The organism is Streptomyces sp. NBC_01485 (assembly GCF_036227125.1).
GTDB lineage: Bacteria > Actinomycetota > Actinomycetes > Streptomycetales > Streptomycetaceae > Streptomyces.
Window position 1 is genome coordinate 6,181,024 of sequence record NZ_CP109435.1, and the last position, 15,497, is coordinate 6,196,520.

Annotated in this window: 10 protein-coding genes; 4 read left to right on the forward strand and 6 right to left on the reverse strand. The window is 70.6% G+C overall.

Going from position 1 to position 15,497, the window contains the following annotated elements:
- The first annotated feature begins 176 nt into the window (after nucleotides 1-176).
- From OG352_RS28085 to OG352_RS28100, 4 genes are all read left to right on the forward strand, one after another.
- Nucleotides 177-2,444, forward strand: coding sequence for an ABC transporter family substrate-binding protein (locus OG352_RS28085; RefSeq protein ID WP_329223994.1), 2,268 nt, complete (start codon nucleotides 177-179; stop codon nucleotides 2,442-2,444).
- 162 nt (nucleotides 2,445-2,606) lie between these two features.
- A complete protein-coding gene (gene typA / locus OG352_RS28090; protein WP_329220717.1) occupies nucleotides 2,607-4,514 on the forward strand; it encodes a translational GTPase TypA in 1,908 nt (635 codons plus the stop codon).
- Nucleotides 4,515-4,684: 170 nt separating this feature from the next.
- Nucleotides 4,685-5,191 carry a DinB family protein gene (locus tag OG352_RS28095; protein WP_329220719.1) on the forward strand — a complete coding sequence of 169 codons (507 nt, stop codon included), beginning with the start codon at nucleotides 4,685-4,687 and terminating at the stop codon, nucleotides 5,189-5,191.
- Nucleotides 5,192-5,498: 307 nt separating this feature from the next.
- Nucleotides 5,499-8,870, forward strand: coding sequence for an AfsR/SARP family transcriptional regulator (locus OG352_RS28100; protein WP_329220720.1), 3,372 nt, complete (start codon nucleotides 5,499-5,501; stop codon nucleotides 8,868-8,870).
- A gap of 43 nt (nucleotides 8,871-8,913) precedes the next feature.
- Here the strand turns inward: OG352_RS28100 and OG352_RS28105 are convergent, their stop codons facing one another.
- The 6 genes from OG352_RS28105 to OG352_RS28130 all read right to left on the reverse strand — a co-directional run bounded on the left by OG352_RS28105 (nucleotide 8,914) and on the right by OG352_RS28130 (nucleotide 15,496).
- Nucleotides 8,914-9,702, reverse strand: coding sequence for an AfsR/SARP family transcriptional regulator (locus tag OG352_RS28105; RefSeq protein ID WP_329220722.1), 789 nt, complete (start codon nucleotides 9,700-9,702; stop codon nucleotides 8,914-8,916).
- 102 nt (nucleotides 9,703-9,804) lie between these two features.
- Nucleotides 9,805-10,380, reverse strand: a complete 576-nt coding sequence (locus tag OG352_RS28110) for a Uma2 family endonuclease (RefSeq protein ID WP_329220723.1) — start codon at nucleotides 10,378-10,380, stop codon at nucleotides 9,805-9,807.
- A 94-nt stretch (nucleotides 10,381-10,474) separates the two neighbouring features.
- Nucleotides 10,475-11,539: an ABC transporter ATP-binding protein gene (locus OG352_RS28115; protein ID WP_329220725.1), complete on the reverse strand. Its 1,065-nt coding sequence runs from the start codon at nucleotides 11,537-11,539 to the stop codon at nucleotides 10,475-10,477.
- 26 nt (nucleotides 11,540-11,565) lie between these two features.
- A complete protein-coding gene (locus OG352_RS28120) occupies nucleotides 11,566-12,603 on the reverse strand; it encodes an ABC transporter ATP-binding protein (RefSeq protein ID WP_329220726.1) in 1,038 nt (345 codons plus the stop codon).
- A 48-nt stretch (nucleotides 12,604-12,651) separates the two neighbouring features.
- The gene (locus tag OG352_RS28125) at nucleotides 12,652-13,632 is read right to left on the reverse strand and encodes an ABC transporter permease (RefSeq protein ID WP_329220727.1); all 981 of its coding nucleotides are present in this window, start codon (nucleotides 13,630-13,632) and stop codon (nucleotides 12,652-12,654) included.
- A 103-nt stretch (nucleotides 13,633-13,735) separates the two neighbouring features.
- A complete protein-coding gene (locus OG352_RS28130; RefSeq protein ID WP_329220728.1) occupies nucleotides 13,736-15,496 on the reverse strand; it encodes an ABC transporter substrate-binding protein in 1,761 nt (586 codons plus the stop codon).
- Between the last annotated feature and the right edge of the window lies 1 nt (nucleotide 15,497).

Genomic DNA, 15,497 nt, shown 5'->3' on the forward strand with positions numbered 1-15,497 from the left:
TGCGGAAGACGGGTGTTGCTCCGCACGAGTGGCCTTGAACCGCCCCGCCGCCGTGTCGCTTTCGGCAGGCGAACCCTTTCCTCTTCAGTGAGCCATAGATCAGATCAACTCCAAAATACCGCCAAATGTGATCAGAACGCACTGGCAGCGGCTCCCCGGAGGTACCAGAGATGTCGATGACCCACGACGGCGTCGGCCCGCGCGCGGTCCTGCGCTCGGTCGCCTTCCTGACCGCAGGCGCGCTCGCGGTGCCCCTGCTGGCGGGCTGCGGGTCCGCGGACGAGGCCGGCCGGCCCCTGGCCCGGCAGGACGTCGCCCCGGCCGCCCGCGGGCTGGTCGCCGAGGGCGGCACGCTGCGCTGGGCCGTGGACACCGTGCCGGACACCTTCAACACCTTCCAGTCGGACGCCGACGCCACGACCACCCGGGTCGCCCAGGCCGTCCTGCCCGCGATGTACCGGCTCGACGTGAACGGACGGCCTGCGCGCGACGCCGACTACCTGGAGTCCGCCAAGGTCGTCGACACCGAGCCCAAGCAGGTCGTGCTGTACAAGCTGAACCAGCAGGCCGTCTGGAGCGACGGCCGGGAGATCGGCGCCGCCGACTTCGCCGCCCAGTGGCGCGCCCTGTCGGGCAAGGACAGCGCCTACTGGACCGCCCGCAACGCCGGCTACGACCGCATCGAGAAGATCGAGCGCGGCGCCAACGACCTGGAGGTCCGGGTCACCTTCAGCCGGCCCTACGCCGACTGGCGGTCGCTGTTCTCGCCGCTGTACCCGAAGGACGTCATGGGCACGCCCGACGCCTTCAACGACGGGGCGCGCCGCAAGCTGAAGGTGACCGCCGGGCCGTTCCAGGTGAAGAAGGTCGACCGCAAGACCAAGCAGGTGAGCCTCACCCGCAGCCCGCGCTGGTGGGGGCGGCCGGCCAAGCTCTCCGAGATCGTGCTGACGGCCGTACCGCGAGGTGAGCGGGCGACCGCGCTGGCCGAGGGCAAGCTCGACCTGGCCGAGGTCGACCCGGCCGGCGCGCAGCGCGTCGACGGCGCGACGAACGGCACGGCCGGACCGCTCGCCGGTCCCGGCTCCGGGCGTACCGCCGCGAAGGCGCTGCGCTCCTGGGCCCTCGCCCACGGCTCCGACGATGAAGAGACCGAGGAAGGGTCCGAGGACGCCGAGGACAAGGCGCAGGCCCGCACCAAGCTGACCAAGGCGATCGCGCAGTGGGAGCAGGAGCAGAAGGCGTTGCGCGCCTTCGAGGTGCGCCGGTCGCTGGAGCCGGCGTACACGCAACTGGCGCTGAACGGCGCGAACGGGCCGCTGGCGGACGAGCGGGTGCGGCGGGCCGTCGCCCGGGCGCTGGACCGCAGGGCACTGGCCAAGCTCGTGCTCAAGCCGCTGGGCCTGCCCGCGGAGCCCGTCGGCAGCCACCTGGCGCTGGCCGGGCAGGACGTGTACGCGGACAACAGCGGGGCGCTCGGCGGGCAGGACACGTCCGAGGCGCAGGCGCTGCTCGCGGACGCCGGCTGGGTGCTCGGCGGCCCGGTGAAGGAGCAGAAGAAGGGCGAGAAGGCGGCGGGGTCGGCGGGGAAGAAGGCCGACGACGACTCGGCGGACGGCGACGGCGGCAAGGCCGACGACAAGGCCGACGACAAGGCCCGCGCGAAGAAGGACGAGGGCAAGGACGAGGGCAAGGGTGACGACGGCGGGCGGCAGCTCGCCCAGGACGGGAAGCAGTACAAGCAGCAGCTCCACCAGGGCGGCGCCCCCGGCGCCTACGCCCCGAAGGGCACCGCCGCCCCGAGCGACACGGCCGAGCCCGGCGCCACCACCGCCGCGAAGGGCACCGCCGCGCCGGCCGGGGCCGTGACGAAGGCGCTGGCGAAGAACGGCAAGGCGCTGAGCCTGCGGTTCGTGCTGCCGTCCGGCCCGGGCTCGGAGTCGCTGGGGGCGGTGGCCGACCGGATCACGCGGATGCTGGGCAAGGTCGGCATCCGCACGGAGATCACCAAGGTCTCCGACGCGAGCTACTTCAAGGACCACATCGCCTCCGGTCAGTACGACCTGGCCCTGTACTCGTGGCCCGCGTCCGCCTTCCCCGCCACCGACGCCCGGCCGATCTACGCCAAGCCGGTGCCGGCCGCCGACGGCTCGCTGAGCGTCGAGCAGAACTACACGCGGGTCGGCACCGACCAGGTCGACCAGTTGTTCGACCAGGCGCTCGCGACCCTGGACGCGGACAAGGGGAGGTCCCTGCTCCGCAAGGCCGACTCCCGCATCTGGGCGGCCGCCGGATCGATTCCCCTCTACCAGCGTCCCCAGCTCACAGCCGTGCGCAAGAGCGTGGCCAACGCGGGCGCCTTCGGTTTCCAGACGCCCGTCTACGAGGACATGGGCTTCCTGAAGAAGAGCGTGAAGGCCTCCGCGAGCCCCTCCCGGAAGTGAGCGCGAAGTGATCGCCGGATGAACCGTGCGGCCCTGCGGAGGCCTTCCCCCGCGGGGCCACGTACGATGGGGTGAGGCCGTGGCGTGTCAAGCCCGGCAGGGCCCGCGTAACACAGACGTACGCAGCAGGGTCGCCCTCACACTCCGGGAGAACGCCGCTTTATGGCCACGCGCCACGACATTCGCAACGTAGCCATCGTCGCCCACGTCGACCACGGCAAGACGACTCTGGTCGACGCCATGCTCAAGCAGGCCGGCGCCTTCGCCGCGCACGCCGCCGAGTCGCTCGACGACCGCATGATGGACTCGAACGACCTGGAGCGTGAGAAGGGCATCACGATCCTCGCCAAGAACACGGCGGTGAAGTACCACCCCAAGGACGGGGGGGACGTCATCACCATCAACATCATCGACACCCCCGGTCACGCCGACTTCGGCGGCGAGGTCGAGCGCGGACTGTCGATGGTGGACGCGGTGGTGCTGCTCGTCGACGCCTCCGAGGGCCCGCTGCCGCAGACCCGCTTCGTGCTGCGCAAGGCGCTCCAGCAGCGCCTGCCGGTCATCCTGTGCATCAACAAGACCGACCGCCCGGACTCCCGGATCGACGAGGTCGTCAACGAGACGTACGACCTCTTCCTGGACCTGGACGCGGACGAGGAGCAGATCGAGTTCCCCATCGTCTACGCCTGTGCGCGTGACGGCGTGGCCTCGCTGACCAAGCCCGCCGACGGCACCGTCCCGCAGGACAGCGACAGCCTGGAGCCCTTCTTCTCCACGATCCTGTCGCACGTCCCGGCCCCCGAGTTCGACGAGGCGGCCCCGCTCCAGGCGCACGTCACCAACCTGGACGCCGACAACTTCCTCGGCCGTATCGCGCTGCTGCGCGTCGAGCAGGGCGAGCTGCGCAAGGGCCAGACCGTCACGTGGATCAAGCGCGACGGCACCATGTCCAACGTGCGCATCACCGAGCTGCTGATGACCGAGGCGCTCACCCGCAAGCCCGCCGAGATGGCCGGCCCCGGTGACATCTGCGCCGTCGCCGGTATCCCGGACATCATGATCGGCGAGACCCTCGCCGACCCCGAGAACCCGATCGCGCTGCCGCTCATCACCGTCGACGAGCCGGCGATCTCGATGACCATCGGCACCAACACCTCGCCGATGGTCGGCCGCGGCGGCACCGGCAAGGGCGCCGAGAACAAGGCCGTGGTCAAGGACCGCAAGGTCACCGCCCGCCAGGTCAAGGACCGTCTCGACCGCGAGCTGGTCGGTAACGTCTCGCTGCGCGTCCTCGACACCGAGCGTCCCGACGCCTGGGAGGTCCAGGGCCGTGGTGAGCTCGCGCTCGCCATCCTGGTCGAGCAGATGCGCCGCGAGGGCTTCGAGCTGACCATCGGCAAGCCGCAGGTGGTCACCCAGGAGATCGACGGCAAGGTCCACGAGCCCGTCGAGCGCATGACGATCGACGTGCCCGAGGAGCACATGGGCGCGGTCACGCAGCTCATGGGCGTCCGCAAGGGCCGGATGGACAACATGTCCAACCACGGCTCGGGCTGGGTGCGGCTGGAGTTCGTCGTGCCGTCCCGCGGTCTCATCGGGTTCCGTACCGAGTTCCTCACCGGTACGCGCGGCACGGGCATCGCCCACTCCATCCACGAGGGCCACGAGCCCTGGTTCGGCGTGCTGACGACCCGTAACAACGGCTCCCTGGTCGCCGACCGCTCCGGCGCCGTCACCGCGTTCGCGATGACGAACCTCCAGGAGCGCGGCGTGCTGTTCACCGACCCCGGCACCGAGGTGTACGAGGGCATGATCGTCGGCGAGAACTCGCGCTCCGACGACATGGACGTGAACATCACCAAGGAGAAGAAGCTCACCAACATGCGGTCGGCCTCGGCCGACTCGTTCGAGGCGATCGTCCCGCCGCGCAAGCTCTCGCTGGAGCAGTCGCTCGAGTTCTGCCGCGACGACGAGTGCGTCGAGGTGACCCCGGAGGCGGTCCGCATCCGCAAGGTCGTCCTCGACCAGCGCGACCGCGCCCGCACCGCGAGCCGCGCCAAGCACGGCTGATCCGAAGGCAGTTCACGACCGAGGCCCGGGTACCCCTGTGACGGGGGCGCCCGGGCCTCGGCCGTGGCCGACGAGGAGTCGCCCCGAGGAGTCGACCCGAGAAATCGCCCCGGGGAATCCTCAAGGAATCGCCTCGACAAACGGTCCGACGGCCGTACATGCTCGGCGCGATGACGAGAACAGACGACATGCCCACCGCGTGGGACGAGCGCACCCAGCTCACCACGTTCCTCGACTACGCCCGGGACACCGTCCGCGTGAAGTGCGAGGGCCTATCCGACCCGGACGCCCGCAAGGCGCCCCTGCCCGGCTCGCCGCTGATGACCCCGAGCGGCCTGGTCAGCCATCTCCGCTGGGTCGAGTACTACTGGTTCCAGGTCGTGTTCCTCGGCGAGGAGGACGAGGGGCCGTGGACCGACGAGGACCCCGACCGCGAGATGCGCGTCGCCGTCGACTTCCCGCTGGCGCAGCTCCTCGGCGAGTACGCCGAACAGGCCGAGCGGTACCGGAAGTCGGTCGCCGGGCACGACCTCGACACGAGGGCACAGCGGGTCACGCGCGACGGCCGGCACGTGGACCTGCGCTGGATCCTCCTGCACCTGATCGAGGAGACGGCCCGGCACAACGGCCACCTCGACATCGTGCGCGAACTGATCGACGGCACGACCGGCTCCTAGGGATCACTGGCTCCCAGGGAGCACCAGGCCGCTCACCGCTGTGCTGAAAGACGGATGAAAGACCGTTGAAGGACATCGGAAAGGCGGCTCGCCGAGACTGGTGATGCGGGGCGGGCGACCGACGGGGGACACGCGGCGCCCGCCCCGCTTCCGCCTCGTACCGGAACCCGGTGCCTTCATCCCCACCGTCCCCCCGTTCCTCCCCGTTCTCCGGTGGTGGCCGGATTCCGCCGCCCCGGTGGTCCGCGGGTTCCCCTTGGCATGGGTCGGCGTTGCCTGGCCGTCGCCCCTGGACTACGTTCTGTGAATGCTCTCCCCACGGCCCCGGTTCCGCCTGCTCGGACCCCTGGACGTCGAGATCGACGGACGGGCCGTCGTCCTCACCGGCCGGCAACGTGCGCTGTGCGCGGTGCTCCTGCTGCACGCCAACCACGTCGTCTCCGTCGACCGGCTGATCCAGTGCCTGTGGGACGACCGTCCGCCCGGCGCCGGCGCGGCCCGCGTACGGGCCCTCGTGGCGGAGGTGCGGCGCGCGCTCGGCCCGGCCGGGACGGAGCTGCTGACCACCCGGCGGCCCGGCTACGTCATGCACGCGGGCCCGGCCGAACTCGACCTGCTGGCCTTCGAGAACCTCATCAGGGACGGCTCGCGCGCCGCGTCCGACGGCGAGTGGCGGACGGCCCGCCGCTGCGGTGAACAGGCCCTCGCGCTGTGGCGGGACGAACCGCTGGCCGACCTGTCGGACGTCGCCGTGCGCGAGGCGGAGTGTCAACGCCTCGGCGAACTGCACCTCGTGGCCCGGGAGGGCATGGCCGAGGCGGAGATCGAGACCGGCCGGCACCGGGAGGCCATCGCCGAACTCCTCCGGCTCACTGCCGCCCACCCGCTGCGCGAACGCCCGCACGGCCTGCTGATGCGCGCCCTGCACCAGGACGGCCGCAGCGCCGAGGCCCTGGAGCTGTACACCGCGCTGCGCCGGCGCATGGTCGACGAACTGGGCATGGAGCCCTCGGCCGACCTCGGGAACCTGCAACAGCGCATGCTGCGAGGCGACCGCACCAGCACGAGCACCAGAAGCAGTACGGGTACCAGCGGCAGCGGTTCAAGCAGCGGTCCGGCGGTGCAGTCGGCCCCGCTCCCCGTTTCCGCCGCCGAACGGCCCGTGCCGCGTCAACTCCCGCCCACGCCCCGCAGGTTCGTCGGCCGTGACCGGGAACTCGACCTCCTCGACGCCAGTCTGCGCGCCGCCGAACCGCTCGCCCTGATCGTGGGACCGGCGGGCGTCGGCAAGAGCGCCCTCGCGCTGAACTGGGCCCACCGGGTCGCCGACCGCTTCCCCGACGGCCAGCTCTTCCTCGACCTGCGGGGCTTCGACAACGCCGAGCCGATGACCCCCGAGGAGGCCCTGCCGCTGCTCCTCCAGGGCCTGGGCTGCGCCCCGCGCGACATCCCGCTGGGCGCCGAGGCCCAGACCGCGCTGTACCGGACGCTGCTGGCGGACCGCCGGGTACTGGTCGTCCTGGACGACGTGGCCGACGCGTCGTACGTACGGCGGCTGCTGCCCGCCTCGGCGGGCTCCCTGACGCTGGTGACGAGCCGTGACAAGCTCAGCGGCCTGGTCACCCTGGACGGCGCCTACCGGGTCTCCTGCGACGTCCTCGACAGCGCCGCCGCACTGGAGCTGATCAGCGGCGCGGTCGGCGCGGCGGCCGTGGCCGCCGATCCGGAGGCCGCGGCCCGGCTCGTCGAACTCTGCGACCGCCTGCCGCTCGCCCTGTGCGTCGCGGGCTCCTGGATCGGCGACCGGCCCGGCAGCATCCGCGCCTACGTCCGAGACCTCGCCGACCGGGGCCGGCTGGCCCGGCTGCACGTCGAGGGCGAGGAGTCCGTCGCCGTACGGGCCGCGCTCGACCTGTCCTACGCGGCGCTGCCCGACGAGGCCCGGCGCGCCTTCCGCTGCCTGGGCGTCCTGCCGGGCACCGGCCGTTCGGTCCCGGCCGCCGCCGCTGCCGCCGGGCTCGACGAGCGCGGCCTCGCCGATCTGCTGCGGCTGGCCCAGCGCGTGCACCTGCTGCGCGACGTCGAGCACGGCCGCCCGGCCTGGCACGACCTCGTGCACGAGTACGCCCGCGACCGCACCGCCGCCGAGGACGCCCCCGAGGAGCGGGCCGCCGCCGTCACCCGGATCCTCGACCACTATCTCCAGAGCGTCGTCAACGCCGCCGCCACGGCCGGCCTGTACGTCATGCGCACCCGCCCGGACGCCGTCGAGGGCTCCCTGCCACGGGAGTTCGGCACGACCGAGGAGGCGTACGCCTGGTTCGACGCCGAGTGGGACGACATCGCCGCCGCGATCGGCCACGCCGCCGAGCACGGCCCCGCGCCGTACGTGTGGTGGCTGGTGGACGCGCTCCAGGACCTCTTCCACCACCGCCGTCCGCTGTCCGACTGGATGCGGCTGGGCACCCTCGCCTGCAAGGTGGCGCAGCGCAGCGGGGACGAGGTCGGCCAGGCCTCGATGTGCCTGTCCCTGGGCACCGCCCGCTGGCGCGACGGCGACCTGCGGGGCGCGCTGGTGGAGTACGAGGCGGCGGAGGAGCTGGCGCGCCGGGCCGGCTGGGCGTACGGCGAGGCCGGCAGCCTCCAGGGCAAGGGCGTCACCCTCAAACTGCTGGGCGAGCTGCGCCGCGCGCTGCCCTGCTACGACCGCGCCCTCGCGCTCTACCGCACCCTGGGCAACGTCAAGAACGTGGAGATCATGCTGATCAACACGGCGTCCCTGAACCACACCCTGGGCCGTCTGGACGCGGCCGAGGAGGCGGCGTGCGCGGCCCTCGACCTGATCGGCGACACCGTCGGCCACAACCGCGCGATGGCCCTCGTCAACCTCGCCCTGATCCGGCAGAAGCAGGCCCGGCTCGACGAGGCGACGGCGGCGCTGCGGGCCTGCATCCTCGTCTGCCGGGAATCCGGCTCCACCTACACCGAGGCCGTGGCCCTGGAGGCGCTGGGCCGGGTCCGCGCCGACGCCGGCCGGGACGACCGCGCGCTGCTCGCCTACGAGGACGCTCTCGCCGTGTCCCGACGGGTGGAGAACCGCAACTGCCAGGTCGACAGCCTGGTCGGGATCGCCTCCGTGAAACTGCGCTCGGGCCGTGCCGACGAGACGGCCGGGCACCTCGACGCCGCCTTCGAGATCGCCGAGCGCACCGGCCACCGCTCGGGCCTCGTCGAAGTCCTGCTGGCCCGCGCCGACCTGGCCCGCGCCCAGGGCCGCCCCGCCGACGCCCTGGACCACCTGGAGCGCGCCGAGGGCCTAGCGGCCGACGGCAACCCGCTCACCCTCCCGCGCGTCCACCTCACCACCGCCCTGACCCTCCTGGACACCGGCGCCCCCGCCGAGGCCCGCACCGCCGCCACCCGGGCGCTCACCCTGGCCCGCGGCTCCGGCCAACGCCTCCTGCACGCCCACGCGACGGCGGCCCTGGCCACCGCCCACGAGGCCGACGGCGACACCGCCCGCGCCCACGAGGCCCGCACGGCGGCGAAGGACCTGTACGAGACGCTGGACACCCCCCGCCCGCCCGGCACCCCCCTCCCCCACCACCGCCACCGCGAACTCCCCCCGGACGCGGAGTCCCGCCTCACCCTGTACCTGACGGAACACTTCGACGGCTGACGTCCGACGGCAGCCGTCAGACGTCAGATGCCGGCCGCCGGGATCAGCAGGCGGCCGCCGCGTACGTGCTGGGGAGCAGCAGCCGGTGATCGCGGGCGAGGACGCGTTCCTGGAGGGACCGCAGCTCCGGCCCCGGCTCGCACCCGAGCAGGTCGACCATCCGCATGCGCAGCACCTGGAAGCAGTCCAGCGCGTCCGCCGGACGTCCGGCGCGGTGCAGGGCGAGCATCAGCAGGCCCGCGACCTTCTCGTCGAAGGGGTGCATGTCGGCCAGCCACTGCAACTGCGGCAGGCACTCCTCGTGCCGCCCCGCCCGCAGGTGCAGCTCCGTGCTGCCGACCAGCGCCTCACGGTGCTCGCGCCGCAGCGCCACCCGCGCCGACTCCGCCCAGGCCGTGCGCACGTCGGACAGCGGCTCGCCCCGCCACAGCTCCAGGGCCCGCCCGTAGAGGCAGAGGGCGGTGTCGGTCTCCCCGGTGCGGGCGGCCTGCTGCGCCTGCCGGACCAGCCCCCGGAACCGCGCGGTGTCCACGCTCTCCTCGTCGATCGCGAGCACGTACCCGCCCCGCTTCCGGGCCAGTTCGAACCCGTCTTCGCGCTGCCCGTCGGCCCGCAGTGCCTTCCGCAGCCGGGTGGCCTGGATGTACAGCGCGTCCCGCGGATGCTGCGGCCGCCGCTCCTGCCACACCCGCTCGATCAGCACCTCGTCGGCCACGAAGGCCCCGGGCGTCCAGGCCAGCGCCGCCAGCAGCAACTTCGTCCCATGCGGAAGCGGCATCTTGCCCCCGGCCCGGGCCCGCGCCTCGACACACCCCAACAACTGGATCTCCATGCCGTACCCCCGTACCTCGAACCACGCGAGTCACCACTGTGCGCGCGGACTGTTCGGCTGGCGCATGGATCGTGCACGGACGCACCGGACAGGCTCTTGTGCCTAGGGCCGCGGCTTTCCGTAACGGAGAAAGGCAGCGGTCTCCAGAGTCCACGGCCCGAAAGGCACCGTGTCCCCGAAAATGTACGGGTCCTTGTGCTGGTAGCGGTCCTTGCAGGGGTCGGAGTGCACCTCGATGGTGCCGGTGCGGGGATCGACGATCAGATAGAGGGCGATGCCCATCGCGGGGTACTCGGCGAGCTTGTCGCCGTAGTCGTTGCCGGGGTTGGACGGGGAGACGATCTCGACGACCGCCAGCACCTGCGTCGCGTCGACCGCGAGGCCTTCCTCGTCGAGCACGGCTTCAGGGATCACGACGGCATCCGGACGCCGCATCCTGCCGATCGAGGGGTGCTCGATATCGGGGCCGTTCGCGCAGATGTAGCCGGGGTGCGTGGAGAGGAGCTGCTCGTCCAACTGCTTGCAAATACGCCGAACCGTGCCCTGACGGCGCTTCGAAGGGCTGCTCATGGCGAGGAACGGCCCGGAAGGCCCGATCTCGACGGTCCAGGACCCTTCCAGATGCTCCGCATACGCCGTGAGCTCCTCGGCGATCGTCCGCATCTTCGCGTAGTCCATGGCTTGAGGGTAGCCACAGGGCCGATCCGGAGTCAGGAGGAACAAGCGAAGGCCCGCGCCGGGGTGGACGCGGGCCTTCGCTCATGGGGGTGGGTCAGGACGTCGCCTCGGCGTCGTCCTTGGAGAGGCGGGGGGACGGGACCGTGGTCGTGGTGTCCGCCGTCTCCGGGTAGTGGCAGGCCGTCAGGTGGCCGGACTTGTTGCCCTCGACCTGGACCAGCGGCGGGGCCTCGGTCGCACACTTCTCCGTCGCCTTCCAGCAGCGGGTGCGGAAGCGGCAGCCGGAGGGCGGGTTGATGGGCGAGGGCACGTCGCCGACGAGGCGGATGCGGTCGGAAGCCGGGGCGTCCTCGTCCCGCACCGTGGCCTCGGGCACCGCCGACAGCAGCGCCCGGGTGTAGGGGTGGCGCGGGTTGCCGTACAGGTCGTCGCGGTCGGCGATCTCGACGATCTTGCCGAGGTACATGACCGCGACGCGCTGCGAGAAGTGCCGTACGACGGCCAGGTCGTGGGCGATGAAGACGAACGCGATGCCCAGGTCCCGCTGCACCTTCTGCAGCAGGTTGACGACCTGCGCCTGGATCGACACGTCCAGGGCCGACACCGGCTCGTCGGCCACGATCAGCTTCGGTTCGAGGGCCAGCGCCCTTGCCACGCCGATGCGCTGGCGCTGGCCGCCGGAGAACTCGTGCGGGAAGCGGTTGTAGTGCTCCGGGTTGAGACCGACGATCTCCAGCAGTTCCCGGACGCGCGCCTCGCGGCCGCCCGCCGGGTTGACGTCGTTGATCTCCATCGGCCCGGAGATGATCTTGCCGACGGTCTGGCGCGGGTTCAGCGACGCGTACGGGTCCTGGAAGATCATCTGGATCTCGGACCGGATCGGCGCCAACTGTTTGCGGCCCGCGTGCGTGATGTCCTGGCCGCGGTACGAGATCTGCCCGCCCGTCGGCTCCAGCAGACGGGTGATCAGCCGGCCCGTCGTCGACTTGCCGCAGCCGGACTCGCCGACCAGGCCCAGGCTCTCGCCCTCGGCGACCTGGAAGTCCAGCCCGTCGACGGCCTGCACGGCACCGACCGTACGCCGGATCGGGAAGCCGCCCTTGATGGGGAAGTGCTTGGTGAGCCCGGAGACGTCCAGGAGGGGAGTGGTGCTGCTCATGGTGGTGAAATCCCGTCTCTTGTACGTCAGTTCGCGGCGCTGCCGGCGAGGTCGGTGAAGTACTCCGCGCGCTGCGCGGAGGTCAGGTGGCAGGCGGAACCCCGGCCGTCGGTGATCTGCAGCGGCGGCTGCTCCTTGGCGCACAGACCCCCCTCGACCTTCTCGGCGAAGGTGCACCGCGGGTGGAAGCGGCAGCCCGAGGGCGGGTTCAGCAGCGAGGGCGGCGAACCCGGGATCGGGTTCAGCGGCACGTCCACCGGGTGGTCCAGGCTCGGCATCGAGCTGAGCAGGCCGAGGGTGTAGGGGTGCTGCGGAGACTGCAGCACCTCCCGCTTGGTGCCGCGCTCCACGCACCGGCCGCCGTACATCACCAGGACGTCGTCGGCGATGTCCGCGATGACGCCCAGGTCGTGCGTGATGAAGATGATGGCCGTGCCGAACTCCTGCTGGAGATCCTTCAGCAGGTCCATGATCTGGGCCTGGACCGTCACGTCGAGGGCCGTGGTCGGCTCGTCGGCGATCAGCAGCTCCGGGTCGCAGACCAGCGCCATCGCGATCATCGCGCGCTGGCGCATACCGCCGGAGAACAGGTGCGGGTAGTCGTCCACCCGGGTCTCCGCCTGCGGGATCCCGACCCGCCGCAGCATCTCGATGGCACGCGTCCGGGCCTCCTGCTTGGAGCAGCCCGTGTGCTTGCGGTAGGTCTCACTGATCTGCTTGCCGACCGTGTGGTACGGCGACAGCGAGGCCAGCGCGTCCTGGAAGATCATCGCCATCTTGTTGCCGCGCAGCCGCTCGAGTTCCTTTTCGGAAGCGGTCAGCAACTCCTTGCCGTCCAGCAGGATCTCGCCCTCGATCGCCGTGCGGTCGCGGTCGTGCAGACCCAGAATGGCCAGATTGGTGACCGACTTGCCGGAACCCGACTCGCCCACGATGCCGAGCGTCTTGCCCTTCAGCACGTCGAAGGAGAGCCCGTCGACGGCCTTGACGATGCCGTCCTCGGTGGAGAAATGGACTTTCAGGTCCCTGACGGACAGGAAGGGCTGCTGATCGGTGCTCGTCACGGGGACGCTCCTGGGGGGTGATGCGAGAGGTAGGGGGCTTGGCGGAGGTCAGGCGAGCCGGATCCGCGGGTCGATGAGGGCGTAGACGGCATCGACGATGATGTTGAAGAACACGATCGCACCGGCGGCCAGGACGGTCACGCCCAGCAGCATGGGCAGGTCGCTCTGGTCCACGGACTTGACCGCGAGCCGGCCGACGCCCTGCAGGCTGAACGTCGACTCGGTGATGATCGCGCCGCCGATGAGCGTGCCCAGGTCGATGCCGAACACCGTGACGATGGGGCCCATCGCGCCTCGCCAGGCGAACCGGAAGAACACGTTCGCCTGCGACAGGCCCTTGGCCCGGGCCGTACGGACGTAGTCCTCGCTGAGTTGCTCCACGAGCTGGGAGCGGGTCATACGCGTGTAGTTGGCGGTGAAGATGATGGCAAGGGTCAGCCAGGGCAGCAGCAGTCCCGAGAACCAGGCGACCGGGTCGTCGGTGAGGGGGGTGTAGGACGGCTGGTCCATGATGCCCAGCTTCGCGACGAAGAAGAACATCGCGATGTAGCCGATGAAGTAGATCTGCAGCGAGGACCCGAGCAGCGACGCCGAGCTGGCGAACTTGTCGAGGGCCTTGCCCTGCTTGAGGGCCGCGAGCATGCCCGCGCCGACACCGAGGATCAGGAAGACGACGGCCGCGCCGAAGGCGAGCGACAGGGTCGTCGGCAGCCGGTCCATGATCGTGCCGAAGACCGGCTCGCGGTTGGCGAAGGAGTAGCCGAGGCAGGGGGCGTTGCAGTAGTCGTAGCCGGGGTAGTTACGGCCGGCGAAGACGCCCACGAGCCACAGCCAGAACTGGACGGGCATCGGCTTGTCGATGCCCAGGTTGTGCCGGATCTGGGCGAGGACGTCCGGCGTGCAGTTCTTGCCGCAGGACATCATGGCGGGGTCACGTGGCACGGCGTAGAAGAGCCAGAAGGTGACGGCGCTGATGATCAGGAGGATGGCCAGCGCGCCGATGACTCGGCGGACAAGGAAGCGGAGCATGAGGCGTGACTTTCCGGACGGGGCGCCGTCGCCGGGAGGCTGAGGGGGGTGGGCCGCAGGGGGCGGCCATATGAATGGCCGCCCCCGGATGGGTGTGCCGCGACTACTTCATCGCGTAGAGCTTGCACAGCGCGACGCAGGTGTTGCCGCCGTCGTACACGACGTTGCCGACCTTGGATCCGTACATCCAGTTGCGGATGGAGTGGTAGTCGGGCACGACCGCCGCGAGCTCCATGACCATGCGGTCGATGTTGCCCCAGGCCTTGTTGGCCTCCTCGACGTCCGCGATCTTCGAGGCGGCGTCGATCGCCTTGTTGACGCTCGGGTCGTTGAGCTGCGCGTAGTTGCTGCGGCCGTCGCCGATGTTCTTGCCGCTCCAGCAGGGGTAGAAGACCGAGTAGCCGCCCGGCCAGTCCGGGCTCCAGCCGGCCGCGAACAGGTCGAAGTCGTTGTCGATCTTACCGATCTGGGTGTAGAAGGTCGACTTGTCGACCTGCTTGTTGACGACCGTGAAGCCGGCCTCTTCCAGCGCGTTCTTGATGGCGACCGCGCTCTTCACCGCGTTGTCCGACTGCTGGTAGGCGATGACCAGCTTCTGGCCGACCTTGCCGGCCTCCTTCAGCAGGGCCTTGGCCTTCGCGGCGTCGCCGCCCGGCTTCTTGTCCACGCCGTACAGGTCGAACTTGGTGTAGCCGGGGGTCACCGGGCTGAGGACGGTGGTGGCGATCTCGCTGGTGGAGACACCGCCGCGGACGGTCTGGAGCTGCTGGTGCGGCCACGCGTAGTTGATGGCCTGGCGGACCTTGAGGTCCTTGATGCGGGTCATGTTGATCGGCCAGTAGTAGGTGACCGTGTCGACCTGCGTCAGGACGCGCTTCTTCAGCTTGGCGTTGGTGAGCACCTGGGCTATGCGCTCCGGCGCGACCTCGTTGAAGATCGACATCGAGTACTGGTCGTTGCCCGAGTCCGCGATGTAGCGGTCGGTCGACGCGAGCAGCTCGTAGCCGAACTGGAAGACGAACTTGTCCGGGTAGGCGTTACGGATCGAGTCGGTCTTCGGGTCCCAGTGGTCGTTGCGCACGTAGGTCATCGACTTGCCGATGCTGCGGTTGCCGATCCGGTACGGACCGCAGGAGAACGGCTGCTTGTCGTACTTCTCCTTGGTGTCCTTCGCCTTCGGCACGAGACCGTAACCGGGCATCGCGAGCGTGTAGTTGAAGTCCGTGCGGGCTTCGTTGAGGCGGAAGGTGACGGTCTTGCCATCGATCTCGATGGAGGCGAGGCTCTTGCCCTCGTACGGGCCCTTGTACTTGTCGCCACCCACCAGGAACTGCTGGACGTAGCGGGGACCCTCGGTGACGAAGGCCGCGAAGAGGCGCTCGAAGGTGTGCTTGACGTCGGTCGTGGCGAGGTCGGAGCCGTCCTCCCACTTCACGCCGTCCTTCAGCGTGAAGGTCCAGGTCTTGCCGCCGTCCTTCATCGTGCCGGCGTCGGTCGCGGCGTCGCCGACGAGGATGCAGCCACCCTTCTCGTCGATCTTGTAGCCGGTCAGACCACGCGAGATCGGACGGGTGATGGCGCCCTCGGTCGACACGTAGATCTGCGCCGGGTCCAGGTGGTCCATGTCGAACTGGTCGAGCGAGTAGATCGTCCCGCCCTTGACCGCGCCCTTGACCTCCGGCGCCGGGCCGGTGGAGTCGGCCTTCGTGCCGACCGGGATCTCGGTGGTCTTCGAGCCGCTGACCTTGGGGGCGTCGTCCTTCGCGGTGCCGCTGCCGGAGCTGCTGCTGCACGCGGACAGCACCGTGGTGGAGGCCGCGGCGACGCCGGTGGCGATCATGAAGTTTCTACGGGAAAAGGACATG

Bases quoted from the DNA above. Each gene is read 5' to 3' on its own strand.
- OG352_RS28085 (WP_329223994.1), top strand. From the start codon at position 177: ATGACCCACGACGGCGTCGGCCCGCGCGCGGTCCTGCGCTCGGTCGCC.
- typA (WP_329220717.1), top strand. From the start codon at position 2,607: ATGGCCACGCGCCACGACATTCGCAACGTAGCCATCGTCGCCCACGTC.
- OG352_RS28095 (WP_329220719.1), top strand. From the start codon at position 4,685: ATGACGAGAACAGACGACATGCCCACCGCGTGGGACGAGCGCACCCAG.
- OG352_RS28100 (WP_329220720.1), top strand. From the start codon at position 5,499: ATGCTCTCCCCACGGCCCCGGTTCCGCCTGCTCGGACCCCTGGACGTC.
- OG352_RS28105 (WP_329220722.1), bottom strand. From the start codon at position 9,702: ATGGAGATCCAGTTGTTGGGGTGTGTCGAGGCGCGGGCCCGGGCCGGG.
- OG352_RS28110 (WP_329220723.1), bottom strand. From the start codon at position 10,380: ATGGACTACGCGAAGATGCGGACGATCGCCGAGGAGCTCACGGCGTAT.
- OG352_RS28115 (WP_329220725.1), bottom strand. From the start codon at position 11,539: ATGAGCAGCACCACTCCCCTCCTGGACGTCTCCGGGCTCACCAAGCAC.
- OG352_RS28125 (WP_329220727.1), bottom strand. From the start codon at position 13,632: ATGCTCCGCTTCCTTGTCCGCCGAGTCATCGGCGCGCTGGCCATCCTC.
- OG352_RS28130 (WP_329220728.1), bottom strand. From the start codon at position 15,496: ATGTCCTTTTCCCGTAGAAACTTCATGATCGCCACCGGCGTCGCCGCG.